At 71.1% G+C, this 13,895-nt stretch carries 16 protein-coding genes; 10 read left to right on the forward strand and 6 right to left on the reverse strand.

Going from position 1 to position 13,895, the window contains the following annotated elements:
- The first annotated feature begins 42 nt into the window (after window positions 1-42).
- Together FPZ61_RS03270 and larB are read left to right on the forward strand one after the other, a co-directional pair.
- Entirely contained in the window at window positions 43-435 is a 393-nt protein-coding gene (locus FPZ61_RS03270; protein WP_255441330.1) for a TIGR03792 family protein, read from the forward strand.
- On the forward strand, window positions 432-1,145 hold the full coding sequence (gene larB, locus FPZ61_RS03275) for a nickel pincer cofactor biosynthesis protein LarB (protein WP_185464945.1): 714 nt from the start codon (window positions 432-434) through the stop codon (window positions 1,143-1,145). Before FPZ61_RS03270 ends, larB begins: the two co-directional genes overlap by 4 nt.
- Here the strand turns inward: larB and FPZ61_RS03280 are convergent.
- The 4 genes from FPZ61_RS03280 to FPZ61_RS03295 all read right to left on the reverse strand — a co-directional run bounded on the left by FPZ61_RS03280 (window position 1,114) and on the right by FPZ61_RS03295 (window position 4,518).
- Window positions 1,114-2,040 (reverse strand): DUF1517 domain-containing protein, encoded by a 927-nt coding sequence (locus FPZ61_RS03280; RefSeq protein ID WP_185474754.1) that lies wholly within the window; start codon window positions 2,038-2,040, stop codon window positions 1,114-1,116. The genes larB and FPZ61_RS03280 overlap by 32 nt on opposite strands.
- 80 nt (window positions 2,041-2,120) lie before the next feature.
- Window positions 2,121-2,354, reverse strand: a complete 234-nt coding sequence (gene thiS / locus FPZ61_RS03285; protein ID WP_185464946.1) for a sulfur carrier protein ThiS — start codon at window positions 2,352-2,354, stop codon at window positions 2,121-2,123.
- Window positions 2,351-3,403, reverse strand: a complete 1,053-nt coding sequence (locus FPZ61_RS03290; RefSeq protein ID WP_185464947.1) for a thiamine phosphate synthase — start codon at window positions 3,401-3,403, stop codon at window positions 2,351-2,353. The genes thiS and FPZ61_RS03290 overlap by 4 nt, the downstream gene beginning before the upstream one ends.
- A gap of 89 nt (window positions 3,404-3,492) precedes the next feature.
- Window positions 3,493-4,518: a bifunctional riboflavin kinase/FAD synthetase gene (locus FPZ61_RS03295; protein ID WP_185464948.1), complete on the reverse strand. Its 1,026-nt coding sequence runs from the start codon at window positions 4,516-4,518 to the stop codon at window positions 3,493-3,495.
- Between the two features lie 122 nt (window positions 4,519-4,640).
- Here FPZ61_RS03295 and FPZ61_RS03300 point away from each other — a divergent pair, with 122 nt between their 5' ends.
- A complete protein-coding gene (locus FPZ61_RS03300) occupies window positions 4,641-5,222 on the forward strand; it encodes a DUF3611 family protein (protein WP_185464949.1) in 582 nt (193 codons plus the stop codon).
- Here the strand turns inward: FPZ61_RS03300 and surE are convergent.
- On the reverse strand, window positions 5,207-6,001 hold the full coding sequence (gene surE / locus FPZ61_RS03305) for a 5'/3'-nucleotidase SurE (RefSeq protein WP_185464950.1): 795 nt from the start codon (window positions 5,999-6,001) through the stop codon (window positions 5,207-5,209). The two genes, FPZ61_RS03300 and surE, sit on opposite strands and share 16 nt — an antisense overlap.
- Before the next feature lie 80 nt (window positions 6,002-6,081).
- On the opposite strand from surE, the gene pheS reads away from it, so the two are divergent.
- From pheS to FPZ61_RS03325, 4 genes are all read left to right on the forward strand, one after another.
- A complete protein-coding gene (gene pheS, locus FPZ61_RS03310) occupies window positions 6,082-7,089 on the forward strand; it encodes a phenylalanine--tRNA ligase subunit alpha (protein WP_185464951.1) in 1,008 nt (335 codons plus the stop codon).
- A gap of 61 nt (window positions 7,090-7,150) precedes the next feature.
- A complete protein-coding gene (locus tag FPZ61_RS03315; protein ID WP_185464952.1) occupies window positions 7,151-8,101 on the forward strand; it encodes an NAD(+) kinase in 951 nt (316 codons plus the stop codon).
- The gene (locus FPZ61_RS03320) at window positions 8,098-8,766 is read left to right on the forward strand and encodes a winged-helix domain-containing protein (protein WP_370593353.1); all 669 of its coding nucleotides are present in this window, start codon (window positions 8,098-8,100) and stop codon (window positions 8,764-8,766) included. Before FPZ61_RS03315 ends, FPZ61_RS03320 begins: the two co-directional genes overlap by 4 nt.
- Complete coding sequence (locus tag FPZ61_RS03325; protein ID WP_185464953.1) at window positions 8,763-9,281, forward strand: DUF192 domain-containing protein; 519 nt, start codon at window positions 8,763-8,765, stop codon at window positions 9,279-9,281. The genes FPZ61_RS03320 and FPZ61_RS03325 overlap by 4 nt, the downstream gene beginning before the upstream one ends.
- On the opposite strand, the gene cbiE is transcribed toward FPZ61_RS03325, so the two are convergent.
- The gene (gene cbiE / locus FPZ61_RS03330) at window positions 9,259-10,539 is read right to left on the reverse strand and encodes a precorrin-6y C5,15-methyltransferase (decarboxylating) subunit CbiE (protein ID WP_370593354.1); all 1,281 of its coding nucleotides are present in this window, start codon (window positions 10,537-10,539) and stop codon (window positions 9,259-9,261) included. The genes FPZ61_RS03325 and cbiE overlap by 23 nt on opposite strands.
- A gap of 62 nt (window positions 10,540-10,601) precedes the next feature.
- Here cbiE and FPZ61_RS03335 point away from each other — a divergent pair, with 62 nt between their 5' ends.
- From FPZ61_RS03335 to FPZ61_RS03345, 3 genes are read left to right on the forward strand one after another with little or no spacing between them, the layout of a single operon-like run.
- Window positions 10,602-10,847, forward strand: a complete 246-nt coding sequence (locus tag FPZ61_RS03335; protein ID WP_185464955.1) for a hypothetical protein — start codon at window positions 10,602-10,604, stop codon at window positions 10,845-10,847.
- 27 nt (window positions 10,848-10,874) lie between these two features.
- Window positions 10,875-13,370 carry a GH116 family glycosyl hydrolase gene (locus FPZ61_RS03340; RefSeq protein ID WP_185465148.1) on the forward strand — a complete coding sequence of 832 codons (2,496 nt, stop codon included), beginning with the start codon at window positions 10,875-10,877 and terminating at the stop codon, window positions 13,368-13,370.
- On the forward strand, window positions 13,367-13,876 hold the full coding sequence (locus FPZ61_RS03345; protein ID WP_185464956.1) for a DUF3122 domain-containing protein: 510 nt from the start codon (window positions 13,367-13,369) through the stop codon (window positions 13,874-13,876). Before FPZ61_RS03340 ends, FPZ61_RS03345 begins: the two co-directional genes overlap by 4 nt.
- Window positions 13,877-13,895: the final 19 nt, after the last annotated feature.

Genomic DNA, 13,895 nt, shown 5'->3' on the forward strand with positions numbered 1-13,895 from the left:
TGCGCCCTGACACTGCTGCTGTTGGCCATGCTCCTGGGTGTGATGCCCACCGCCGTCGCCGCAGCCGGCCAGACCCAGATGGAGCCAGCTCAGCCAACCCAGGGGGCCAGCAGCGAACAGGTGGTGGTGGAGGTGTTGCGCCTGAAGGTGCCGGCCGTCGATCGCGAGCCCTGGCTGGAGGCGGAGCGGCAGAGCTGGGAGCCGTGGTTGCGCCGGCAGAGTGGTTTTCTCGAGCGGCGGATCTACTGGGATGCCGCCGGCGAAGAGGGGCTTCTGCTGATCCACTGGGCCAGCCGCCGCCAGTGGCAGGGCATCGCCGACGCCGAGGTGCAACGGGTCCAGCAGCGCTTCGACGAGCTGGCGCGGCAGGGGACCGGCCGCAGCGACCCCCATCCCTTTCCCCTGCTGTTCAGCGGTGAACTGATCCCCCAATGACCACGCCCGAGCCCCTGGCGCGGCTGGATCTGGGGCGGCGCCAGCGGCTGGGGATGGTGGAGGCGGTCTGGGGCGAGAGCAAGGACGTCGATCAGATCGTGACGATCCTCGAGCGCCTGCACGAGGCCGGCGAGCTGGCCCTGGTGACCCGGGTGGCTGAGGGGAAGGCGTCGGCCATTCAGGAGTGGCTGCAGCGCCAGAGGCCCCAGCTTGCCGGCGAGCTGCGGCACCACAGCCAGGCCCGCTGCCTCACCAGCGGCCCCATCCCGGCCGCGGATCCGGCCCTGGGCCTGGTGCAGGTGCTCTGCGGCGGCACCAGCGATCTGCCCGTGGCCCACGAGGCCCAGCTGGCCCTGCGCTGCCATGGGGTGACCACCGAGCTGGTGGTGGATGTGGGCGTGGCCGGTCTGCACAGGCTGCTGGATCAGCTGCCGCGGCTGCGCGGCGCCCGGGTGCTGATCGCCTGCGCCGGCATGGAAGGCGCCCTGCCCACGGTGCTGGCCGGACTGCTGCCCCAGCCGGTGATCGGCGTTCCGGTGTCGGTGGGCTACGGCGTGAGCGCCGGTGGGGTGGCGGCCCTGAACGGGATGCTCGCCAGCTGCGCCCCTGGACTCAGCGTGGTGAACATCGACAACGGCTATGGAGCCGCCATGGCGGCCCTGCGCATCCTGCTGGCCCTCAGAGGTGCTGCAGCTGCGGATAGGCCGTGAGCAGCTCCTCGGTGCTGAGCACTTCCCCCTTGCCCTCGGGCTGCCAGATCACCTCCAGGGCGATCAGGTCGCTGACCGAGACCGCCCCGATCACGCCGAGGGCATCCCGCAGACCGTCGGCGGTGGTGAAGGGCTTGAGCGGGATGCGGCCCCGGCTGGCCACCAGCAGGGTGACCGCGATGAAGTCGCTGGCCGCATCGGTGGGGCCACTGGCGGCCGCTTCATCCTGGAAGCGCTGACCACGCACGTTGGAGGTGACCTCACTGCGCAGCTTGCTGCGCTCGGTCATCGAGAGGCGGTTGAAAGTGGATTCAGCCGTGGCGAAGGGGACCTGGCCCAGTTCGCTGTTGGCGTAGACCCAGAGTTCGGGCTGGCGCAGCAGGGAGAGGCTGGTCTCCTGGAGCAGCCGCTGCAGGCCGGCGCTGCCGGTGGTGTCTGCCGTGGCGGCCAGGCGGCGCAGATCGTCCTGGAGCTCCCGGGCGGAGGCCAGCAGGCCCACCTGCAGCTGGGCGATGGTGACCGGACCGTCGGCGCGGGGAGCCGCGACCAGACGGCCACCCTCCCCGCCGGTCATGGAACCGCCAGCGCCGCGCAGGGCGTTGACGAGAAAACCGGCGATCGCCATCAGGATCAGGAAACCGAACAGCCCCCCACCGCCGAATCCGAAGATGGGGATCAGGAAGGGGAAGCCGATGCCGCCGCCGTATCCACCGCGGTACCCGCCACCGCCGTAGCCGCCCCGGTAGCCGCCGCCACCGCCGCTGTAGCTGCGGGGAATGGAGGGCGCTGAGCGGAAGCTGCCGCCGCCGATGCGCCCGCCGCGGGCCGCCCAGCTGGGCGACGGCGACGAGAGCAGCAGCAACCCACAGACCAGCAGGGGCATCAGAGCCACCATGGTCAGCCGGCGCAGCCTCAGGAAGGCGATCGGGAAGGGACGAGGGGACACAGGTGTCACCCGAAGCAAGTGCGCCGAATCTAGGAACCACCCCCCACGATGGTGACCACCTCGAGTACGGCGTCCTCGCCAACGGCCTGCTCAGCCCAGGCGGTGCGGGGCAGAATCACACCGTTGAACTCCACCACCACCAGCCGCGGTTCATAGCCGAAGTGCCGCAGCACCTCCAGCAGATGCAGGCCTGAGGGGCAGGGGCGCGCTTCCCCGTTGAGCTGGATCGTGACGCCACCGCCGGCCCTGCCGGTGTCGCTCATGCCTCCTCCTGCAGGGCCTCGAGCAGCTCGTGGCTGGCCCTGTGCGGATCTTCGGCCTCGATGATCGCCCGCACCACCGCCACCCGCCGACCGCCGGCCGCGAGCACCGGCGGCAGGGTGGTGGCCTCAAGTCCGCCGATGGCGAAGAAGGGAATCGGGCTTTCAGCGGCCGCCTGGCTCACGTAGGCCAGTCCCACGGGGTCTCGCCCCGGCTTGGTGGGGGTGGCGTTGATGGGGCCGACACCCACGTAGTCGCAGCCATCGGCCACCGCCTGGCGCAACTGCTCGATCCGCTGGGTGCTGCGGCCGATCAGGCGATCGGGGCCCAGCAGGCGCCGCGCCTCGGCGGGGGGCAGATCCCCCTGGCCCAGGTGCACCCCATCGGCCTGCACCGCCAGAGCCAGATCCACCCGGTCGTTGACGATGAACAACGCGCCATAGCGGGAGCAGAGCTGACGCAGGGCGCGGGCTTCCTGCCAGCGCTGCAGGTCGTCGGCCTGCTTGGCGCGGTACTGAACCAGGCGCACCCCCGCCTCCAGGGCCGCGGTCACGGTTGCAAGCAGGCGGGGCGACGGGCTGGTGATCAGGTACAGATGGCAGCGCAGCAGCTGGTCACGGCGTCCAGCGGCGGCGCCGCAGGCCCGCATCAGATCCACCTCCAGGTCGTAGAGGGCGTAGCGGATCGCAGCGGCCTCGGCCGCCAGCTGAGGATCATGGCCGCGACTGAACTCCTCCAGCACCCGCAGGGCCTCCTGGGCCCTGCCGGCGTTGGCAGCCACCACCTGCACCGGTTGCTGCCGCTCGCTCTGGGCGGGATGGGCCAGGCCGGCGCCCCCGTCGCTGGCGGTGTGGCGGGCGGCCTTGTAGGCGGCGCGGTGGCAGCGACCCAGGCGGTGGCGCAGGTCCTTGAGGCGGGCCACCAGATCCTGGCGATCGAGGCCGAAGCGGCACCAGTCTTCCAGCACCCGCAGACCTTCGCGGGCGCGATCGAGGTTGGCGTCGAGCAGGCGCAGTACGGCCGGCTCAGGCGTCGTCGGGGCGGCATTCACGGGATCGGAACCTGCGTAAGGTGGGGCCGACTCCAGGGCAGACGGCAATGGATTTCGGTGGCGGTGACAGCCCGATGCTGGTGCTGATCTCAGGAATTCTGCTGCTCGGAGGGATTGCCGCCTTCATCGGCTGGGGCCTGAGCAACGCCTACGCCCCCTGAAGCTTCAGGTCCGAGCAGGCTGCGGGCCAGCGATGCGTCCACACCGATCTGGCGGCTGAGCTCCTCGAGGCCGGCAAACCGTTGCTGGCGGCGCAGCAGCTGCACCGGCTCCACCTCCAGATCCCGTCCCACCAGGTCCAGCTCCCGATCGAGCAGGTGCACCTCCACCGCCGAAGGGGCCAGGGGATCCACCGTGGGCTGGGGGCCCAGGTTCATCACCGCCGCCATGGCTTCACCGCAGGGCAGCAGCGCCTGCCCCCCGCCGGCCGGGGTGAGGCGGCGCACCCGGGCGGCATAGACCCCCTCCAGGGGCAGAAACTTGCGGCCATCCACCTGCAGATTCGCCGTGGGCCAGCTGAGCTGCCGGCCCAGCCCCCGCCCGCGCACCACCCTGCCGCTGAAGCGGTAGGGGCGCTCCAGCAGACGGTTGGCCTCATCGATGGCCCCCGCGGCCAGGGCCCGGCGGATCCTGCTGCTGCTGATCCGCTCGGCCCCGTCCCAGAGCATCGGGGAGACCAGCACCCGCAGGCCATGGCGTCGGCCCATCTCCCGCAGGCTGGCGGTGTCACCGACCCGGTCGTGGCCAAAGCGGAAGTTCTCACCCACGGCCACCTCCCTGGCCTGGAGCTCCCCCACCAGCACCTGCTCCACGAAAGCCTCAGGGCTGAGCAGGGAGAGGTCGCGGGTGAAGGGCACCAGCACCAGCTGGCGGATGCCGTAGGGCTCGAGCAGCGCCAGCTTCTCGCTGGGGAGATCGAGGCGCAGGCGGGGCTCGCCGTAGAGCAGCTCACGGGGGTGGGGCCAGAAACTCACCACCGTGGGAATCAGTCCCGGGGTCGGGGCACTGGCGACGGCGGCGATCACCCGGCGGTGCCCCTGGTGCAGGCCATCGAAGCTGCCCAGGGCGACGGCCGTGGGCCGCATGGCGTCCTGGGGGGATCGCAGGGGAATCAAGGAATCGGAGGCAGCCCGGCTTGGATTCCATCCTTCCATGCAGGTTCCGGCCCTGCAGGTTCCTGCCCTGCGGGACGGGCCATGGCAAGTTTGGGACGCTCCACCCCCGGTTCCGCGCTGCGATGGCTGACCGCCTTGATCTCCAGCTGGTCTCCGCGGCCCTGCGCCGGGTGGGCTGGATCCGCTTCTGGACCCAGATGTCGCTGGGGGTGGTGGTGGTGGGCGTGCTGCTGTTCAACAACATCGGCGGGCGCCTGGCTGCCAACACCGCCCGCTCCATGGGCCTGGGTCCCGGGCTGTCGCTGACCACCCTGTCGTTCTTCCTTCTGCTCTGGTGCATCTGGCAGAGCTGGCTGGTGGTGCGCTGCGGCCGGGCCCTGGCCAGCCCTGTCCGGCCCAGCCGTGGGGAAACCAGTCGTCTGATCAAGCGGGGTGTTCTGGCCGATCTGGCCGGGCTGACCCTGGCGGCCGTGGGCTATCAGGCCCTGGCCGGCAGCCTGTTCGTTCAGGCCTCGATGCAGGTGCCCGGTTTCTTCGGCGCCCAGCTGGCCGTGCCGCCCGGCACCCGGGGTGGCCTGGTGGGTCTGCCGATCACCTCGATCGAGATGCTCTCGGTGCTGAGCAACACCCAGGTGCTGTTCGCCCATCTGATCGGCCTGTTGTTCAGCCTCTGGCTGCTGCAGCGGGTTCACCGCCCCAACTGAACCGGCAGCGCCTCGAGGCCACCTCGCCAGAACAGTTCCGGCTGCAGAGGCGTCAGGGCTGCGCCGCCGGCTTGGATCTGGGCCACGTCCGTGGGCCAGTCGCGGGGGCCGGCCGTGGCGGAAGCGAGGTCATCGACCACTTCACCGGCCAGCCAGTAGTAGGTGCGCCCACGCGGGTCGGTGCGCTGATCGAACTGGTCGCGGTAGCGGCGCACCGCCGGGCGGCACCAGCGCAACGATCCGATCCGCTCCAGGGGCAGGGCCGGCACGTTGAGGTTGAGCAACAGACCCTCCGGCCAGACCCCGGCCAGGGCCGCTTCCGCCACGTCGAGGGCGAGCACGGCAGCCGGGCCGAACTGGCGCCAGTCGAAGCAGGCGCTGCTCACCGCCAGGGAAGGCAGCCCCTCGAGGGTGCCCTCCATCGCCGCCGAGACCGTGCCGGAATAGAAGACGTCACTGCCCAGGTTGGGGCCATGGTTGATGCCCGAGAGCACCAGGTCGGGCGGCGTGCTCAGCAGCCGACCCAGGGCGAGCTTGACGCAGTCGGAGGGGGTACCGCTGCAGGCCCAGGCGATCACGCCCTCCGCGAAGAGGCGATCGGCCCGCTCCGCCCGCAGGGGGGTCTGCATGGTGAGGCCATGGCCGGTGGCGGAGCGTTCCTGATCCGGGCAGACCACCGTGACCGCATGGCCTCGGCCCACCGCCTCGGCCGCCAGGGTCTGAATGCCCTCGGCGAACACCCCGTCGTCGTTGCTGATCAGGATCCGCAGGTTGGACATCGGGACCGGCAGGGGCAGGGAGGCAGGCGGCAACTTAGGCAGGCTCCCTCCGTACAGTCGATCGCCACCGCCACCGTTCCGTGAGCGCCACGATCAGCCTGCAGCAGCTCACCGACCAGCTCGACGCCCTTGAAGCCGAAGCGGCGGCCTCGATCGCCGCGGCCGGTGACACCGCTGAGCTGGAGGGGCTGCGGGTGGGGCTGCTGGGCAAGAAGGGCCGCCTCTCGGCGGTGCTGGGTGCCATGGGCAGGCTCGACGCGAGCGAACGACCCCTGGTGGGTCAGCGGGCCAACGGGCTCAAGGAGCAGGTGCAGGCGCTGCTGAGCCGGCGGCTGGAGGGGCTGCGCTCCGCCGCCATGGCCGAGAAGCTGGCGGGGGAACGCCTCGATGTGACTGCCCCGAGCCGCTATGTGCCGGTGGGGCATCGCCACCCCCTGATCCGCACGATCGAGGAGATCGTCGACATCTTCGCGGGACTCGGCTACCGGGTGGAGGAGGGTCCGGAGGCGGAAACCGACCATTACAACTTCACAGCGCTGAACATCCCGCCGCACCATCCGGCCCGGGACATGCAGGACACCTTCTATCTGCCCGGCGACCGGCTGCTGCGCACCCACACCTCACCCGTGCAGATCCGCCACCTGGAGAGCAATCCGCCGCCGGTGCGGATCGTGGCGCCAGGGCGGGTGTACCGGCGCGATGCGGTGGATGCCACCCACTCGCCGGTGTTCCATCAGGTGGAGGTGCTGGCGATCGATGAAGGGCTGGATTTCAGCCACCTGCGCGGCACCGTGACCACCTTCCTGCAGCAGTTCTTCGGCGATCTGCCGGTGCGTTTCCGGGCCAGCTACTTCCCCTTCACCGAGCCTTCGGCCGAGGTGGACGTGCAGTGGCGCGGGCGCTGGCTGGAGGTGATGGGCTGCGGCATGGTGGATCCGGCGGTGCTGGAGGGGCTGGGACTCGATCCCGAGCGCTGGAGTGGTTTCGCCGCCGGGCTCGGAGTGGAGCGCTTCTGCATGGTGCGCCACGGCATCGACGACATCCGCCGGCTGTTCACCAGCGACCTGCGCTTCCTGGAACAGTTCTGATGGCAATCAGGCCGCGGCCGGAAGGCGCCCCATAAACTCGACGGGTTCCTGCTTCCGACCGGTGCCCTGCGTCGGACTGATCGTCAACGACGGCAAAGATCTGGCCGTCAAGACGGCCGATGTGATTCAGAGCCGCCTGGAGGCGGCCGGCAGCGGCGTGCTGAGGGTCAGCAGCTCCGGCGGGATGGTGGGGTTCGCCAATCCCGACCAGCACCTGCGCAGCCGTGGCTACAGCGCCTGCGTGCCGGACAGCTTTCACCCTGAGATGAGCCTGGCCGTGGTGCTGGGCGGCGACGGCACCGTGCTCTCCGCCGCCCGTCAGACCGCCCCGATCGGCGTGCCGATCCTGACGATCAACACCGGCCACCTGGGCTTCCTGGCCGAGGCCTACCTGAGCGAGCTCGATGGGGCCATGGATCAGCTGCTCAACGACCGCTGGAGCGTCGAGGAGCGCACCATGCTGGTGGTGAGCGTGATGCGAGGAGAGCAGAGGCGCTGGGAGGTGCTCTGCCTCAACGAGATGGCCCTGCACCGGGAACCGCTCACCAGCATGTGCCACTTCGAGATCGCCATCGGTCGCCATGTACCCGTCGACATCTCGGCCGATGGGGTGATCCTCTCGACCCCCACAGGATCCACCGCCTATGCCCTCAGCGCCGGCGGACCGGTGATCACTCCCGACTGCCCGGTGCTGCAGCTCACCCCGATCGCGCCCCACTCCCTCGCCTCCCGCGCCCTGGTGTTCAGCGACCAGGAACCGGTGACGGTGTTTCCGGCCACCCCCGAGCGGCTGATGATGGTGGTCGATGGCAGCGCCGGCTGTTACGTGTGGCCGGAAGACCGGGTGCTGATCCGCCGCAGCCCCCACCCGGCCCGCTTCGTGCGGCTGCAGGACCACGAGTTCTTCCAGGTGCTGCGCAACAAGCTGGGCTGGGGTCTGCCCCATGTGGCCAAACCCGACAACGGTGACTTGGGCAGCCGTGATGACCCCGGAGTGGGAGCAGGCCCGTGAGCGGCCCCCTGATCCTGCTGGTGGGGGAGGAAGCGGAAGCCATGGCACCACGCCTGGAGGCCTCCGGGTACCGCACGGCCCCGGTGGGGGCCCTGCCCGATCCACCCGCCGCGGTGCTGGTGTCGGGTCCGGACGGGGCAGCCACCATTCCGACCCTGCGCATGATTCTGGAGGAGGTGCCGATCCTGCTCGATCTGGTCAGCGACAGCGTCGAGGCGCGCTCCCGCTGCTTCAGCTCCGGCGCCGATGACTTCTGGCTCTCCAGCACCGGCGGCAGCGATCTGCTGATGCGCCTGCGCCTGCTCCTGCAGATCCGCGGCGACAGGCACGGCGAGGTGCCGCCGCTGCAGCTGGCTGACCTGCTCCTGGATCCGACCAGTCGGGAAGTGCGTCGTGGGCGTCGCCTGCTGGCGCTCACTGCACGCGAGTACCACCTGCTGCTCAGCCTGATGCGTCAGCCCGGCATGGTGCTCAGCCGGGAGCAGATCCTCGCCGAGGTGTGGCAGGACCAGGGGGGGGCCGCCAGCAATGTGGTGGAGGTGTACATCCGCTACCTGCGCCAGAAACTGGAGGAGCATGGGGAGAAGCGCCTGATCCACACGGTGCGCGGCCAGGGCTACTGCCTGTGCGAGCGTGCACCCCGCCCGGAGCGTCCCGCCCCATGACCTTCGCCCGGCTGCTTCCACCCCTGGGCGCGCTGCTGGGGGCCGTGGCCGTAGCTGTGGCTGTGGCCCCCCCCCGGCCGCTCGCACGTGCCGTGCCAACCGAGGCTCCCCCCCAGGTGCTGCCCCTGGAGGCGGAGTGGTGCCTGGAGGGAACCGGCGGCTGCATCCAGCTGGAGGTGCCCAGAACCGAGCGTCAGTTCAGCCTCGGCCTGATGCAGCGCCCGCCGCTGGGTCCCCTGCGAGGCATGTGGTTCCGCTTCGATCCCCCCCAGCCGGCGCGCTTCTGGATGCATCGCACCATCAGCCCGCTCGACATGATCTTCCTGCGCGAGGGCCGGGTGATCGCCATCGAAGCCGCAGCCCAGCCCTGCCCGCGCCTGCCCTGCCGCAGCTACGGCCCCCGGGAACCCTCCGATGGGGTGGTGGAGCTGGATGCCGGCGAAGCAGCCCGGCTGGGCATCGCCGTGGGCTCACCGGCGCCGATCCTCTGGCTCAGGCCACGCGACACCCCTTGAGCACCAGCACCGGATTGAGCGGCGCCAGGCGGGTGCCCTCGGCCAGGGGGGCCCCGCGCCAGGACTGATGCTGACTCACCGCCACGGCCAGGCCGGAGCGCTCCAGCAGAGGCCGCAGCTCCGCCAGGGCCTCCAGGGTGGCCAGCGGAATCACGACAACCCCACCGGGCCGCAACCGCTCCAGCACCGCCGTCAGCACCGCAACCCGCCCACGACCGCCACCGCCGATCACCACCCTGTCGGGGTCGGGAAAGACGCTGAGCGCCTCCGGGGCCCGGCCCTCGTGGATCGCCGCCGGCCGCACCCCCAGGCGCCCGGCATTGGCGGCAATCAGGCCCGCCGAGCCGCCCCGCTGCTCCAGGAACCAGCCCTGGAGGTCTGGCCTCAACCTCAGGGCCTCCAGGCCGATGGAGCCCACGCCGGCACCGATGTCCCAGAGCACACCGGCGGCGGGCAGCTCCAGGTCAGCGAGCAACTGGATGCGCACCTCCCGCTTGGTCATCAGGCCGGGGCGATCCGCGTGCTGCAGGAACAGGCCATCCTCCAGACCGAACCGCGGCAGGGCAGCGGGATCCGACGGGGGGGGCGGTGACTCGGCAATCAGAAGGACGAGATGGAGCGGATCCAGATCGGCCGGCAGCTCAGCGCCAGGCGCCAGCCTGAGCACCCGCTCCTGGGGATGCCCCAGCCGCTCGCACAGCCAGAGGGCATAGGCCTGCTCGAGGCCCGAGGCCCGCAGGATCCGCCGCACCTCCTCGGCGCCGCCGCGACCCGGGTCGGTGAGCACGGCCAGGGCGGAGGGACGCTTCTGCAGGGTGGCGGCCAGGGGGTCGGGGTCGCGGCCATGCAGGCTGATCCAACTGGCGTCCTGCCAGGGACGGCCGAGGCGGGCGAAGGCCAGCTGCAGGCTTGAGGGGGAGGGATGAAAGCGCAGGCACCCCGGGGGGAAGCGATCGAGCAGCAGCCGGCCGATGCCGAACCAGAGCGGATCACCGCTGGCGAGCAGCACCACCGCCTGCTCCTTGGCCAGGGCGCTCTCCAGCAGGGGAAAGAGCTGGTCAGGGCGATCACTGGCGATCAGCTGCGGCGCCTCCGTCTCAGCCGCCAGGGCCTGGCGCAGACCCGGCAGCAGCCGGGCGGGTGCGGCCACCAGATCCGCCTGACGCACCAGGGCCGAGGCCGCCGGCGGCAGCGAGGCCAGCCCGGCGGCGTCGGTGCCGATCACCTCGAGAGGGTGCTGCTGGAGAGGGTCGTGCACGGGGCGATTCCGCTGCGGCAGCTGGCCGGGCCTCGCCATGATGCCCGCGAGTCGAGGCCCCCATGGCAGCACCCGAGCCCCCCTCCCGCCGCCAGCGCGTGCATGAGCTGGCCCTGGCCCTGCTGGCGGGCCAGCCTGAGATCGAACTTCTCAGCCCCGAAGCCACTGGCGGCGGCGGTGAGGAGGCCGGCCTCTGGCTGGAGAGGAACCGGCGGGTGGTGCAGCGCTACCAGGCCGTGGTGCGCTCGGCGATCACCCTCGATGCCCTGATCGAGCAGGAAGTGGGCGCTGGCACCGGCCAGCTCTGACAAGCTGGCCCCAACTCGATGAGCACCATGGCTGCGTTCGGCCTGTCCGCCCTCTCCTCGCTGCTGCGCAGGCCCGGAGCAGGTCGGCCCGCCCAGGCCCCGCCCGCCAGCTGGCAGCGGCCGATCGGCCAGGGTTGGGATGACCCCTACACGGTGCGCTACGCCAGCAACCTCGACGACGGCCCCAACCACGGGGCCCCGCTCGGGGGATTCGGTGCCGGCTGCATCGGCCGCGGACCCGACGGCAGCTTCAACCTCTGGAACCTCGATGGGGGCGAGCACTGGTTCGGGGTCCTGCCCGACTGCCAGTTCGCCCTGTTCGAGCACGACGGAGAGGCAAGCCGGGCCAGGGCCCTGGCCCGGGCCCCGGAGCGCGACGATTCCAGGCCTGACGCCGGCGAGCCCCCCCTGGGCCACTGGCAGTGGCTGGGCGGGGAGAGCAGCGGCAGCTACGCCGCCCGCTATCCCCTCCACTGGTTCGACTACGGGGCCGACTTCCGCGCCGAGGTCAGCTGCGAGGCCTTCAGCCCCATCCTCCCCGGCGACTACCAGCGCACCAGCTACCCGGTGGCCGTGTTCCGCTGGCGGCTGGCCAATCCCACCAGAGCGCCCCTGGATCTCTCGCTGCTGCTGAGCTGGCGCAACACCACCGGCTGGTTCACCAACACCGATGCCGCCGCGGCCGTCCATTTCCGCGACGACGGCAGCCCCGAGCACAACTACCTGCCGGCGATCGGCCGGGGAGCAGGCCAGCGCAACCGCTGGATCGAGGCACCCGGCCTCAAGGGCGTGCTGCTGGAGGGTGCCCCCGGCCAGCCCATCCGAGAAGGGGAGGGCCAGTGGTGCCTGGCGGTGCCCGATCAGCTCGAGGGGGTGGAGGTGATGCGCTGCAGCCGCTGGGATCCCAGTGGCAACGGCGCCGAGATCTGGGAGCCGTTCTGCCGCGACGGCTCGATTCCGGACAGCAACAACGACCGGCGCAGCACGGGCAGCGAACAGGCCAGCGCCGCGATCGCCCTGCGGCTGAGGCTCGAGCCTGGCGCCGAGATCGAGCTGCCGGTGGTGATCAGCTGGGACCTGCCGGTGACGGCCTTCGCCACAGGCAGCTCCGCCCTGCGCCGCTACACGGATTTCTTCGGGGCCACGGGCACCAACGCCGCGGCCATCGCCGCGGAGGCCCTGAGCGAGTGGCGCCAGTGGCGGGAGGCGATCGAAACCTGGCAGCGGCCGGTGCTGGAGCGCAGCGATCTGCCCGAGGCCATTCGCATGGCCCTGTTCAATGAGCTCTACGACCTCTGCAGCGGCGGCAGCCTCTGGACGGCCGCCGGCCCCACCGATCCGGTGGGGCGCTTCGGGGTGCTGGAGTGCTTCGACTACGCCTGGTACGAAAGCCTCGACGTGCGGCTGTACGGCGCGTTCGCCCTGCTGCAGCTCTGGCCGGAACTCGAGAAGGCGGTGCTGCGCAGCTTCGCCCATGCCATTCCCGCCGCCGATGCCACCCCCCGGCCGATCGGCTGGTATTTCACCCAGGGGCGGGGCCGGGTGGAAGCCGCCCGCAAGGTCGGCGGCGCCACCCCCCACGACCTGGGCGCCCCGAATGAGCGGCCGTTCGAGGCCACCAACTACACCGCCTATCAGGACTGCAACCTCTGGAAGGACCTGGCCTCCGACTTCGTGCTGCAGGTCTGGCGGTTGTTCCGTCGGTCTCCCTCGGGAGAAGACCTGCGCTTCCTGGCCGACTGCTGGCCGGCGGTGGTGGAGGCCCTGCGCTACCTCAAGCAGTTCGACGTCAACGATGACGGGCTGCCCGACAACGGCGGCGCCCCCGACCAGACCTTCGACGACTGGCCGCTGCAGGGGGTGAGCGCCTACTGCGGCGCCCTCTGGATCGCGGCCCTGGAGGCGGCCCTGGCCATGGCCCAGCGGCTGCAGCTTGACCTCGGCCTCGACACCGGCGCCGAGCAGCGGGAGTTCGGCAGCTGGCTGGAGCCCTCCCGGGCGAATTTCGATCGGCTGCTCTGGAACGGTGAGTACTACCGGATCGATGCCGGCAGCGGCACGCCGGTTGTGATGGCCGACCAGCTCTGCGGCGACTTCTACGCCCGCCTGCTGGGACTGCCGCCGGTGGTGAGCGACGAGCGGGCCCTTTCGTCGCTGGCGGCCATCCGTGAGGCCTGCTTCGAGCGCTTCGAGGGGGGGCGGCTGGGGGTGGCCAACGGCCTGCGCCGCGACGGCACCCCGCTCGACCCCAACGGCACCCATCCGCTGGAGGTGTGGACCGGCATCAATTTCGGCCTGGCGGCCTACTACCGGCTGATGGGCCAGACGGAAACCGCCCTGGCGATCACCGGCGCGGTGGTGGGCCAGGTGTATGCGGGGGGGCTTCAGTTCCGCACCCCCGAGGCGATCACGGCGGTGGGCACCTTCAGGGCCTGCCATTACCTGCGGGCGATGGCGATCTGGGCCCTCTGGGCCACCCACACCGATTGGCGGCCGATCCCCGGCGCCGAGCGTGAACCATGAGCTCGCTGATCCGGCGCGCGGGCCGGCTGCTGCTGGCCCTCACCCTGGTGCTGGGGAGCCTGCTGACCTGGCCCAACGGGCCAGCCCTGGCTCAGCTGCACGAGCACCCCGACGAAACCGGCAGCCCGGTGCTGCGCAGCCTGGTGAGCCTGCGCGATCTGGATGACCAGGCCTGGCAGCTGGTGGCCTTCCGCGACGGACCGCCCGGGGCTCCGCTGCTGCTGCGGGTGGTGGGCTACCCCGGCAAGGTGCGGCTCGATCACCCCACCGCCCTGGAGGTGAGCTCCGGTCCCTTCGAGTGGCAGCTGGAGGATCTGACCCTGGAGAGCCCAGCCCTGGGCAACGACGGCCGCGCTGCCGCCGCCGAATTCGATCTGAACCCCTTGCTGGCGGAACTGAACCAGAACCGTCCGTTGCGGCTGCGGCTGCCGGGGGTGTTCACCGAGCTGCCGGTGCCGCCGTTCGTGGTGGCCGAGTGGCGCAGCCTGGAGACAACCCCGGCGTGAGCGGGGAGCGCGCCTGGGG

Source organism: Synechococcus sp. BSA11S, assembly GCF_014224355.1.
GTDB lineage: Bacteria > Cyanobacteriota > Cyanobacteriia > PCC-6307 > Cyanobiaceae > Regnicoccus_A.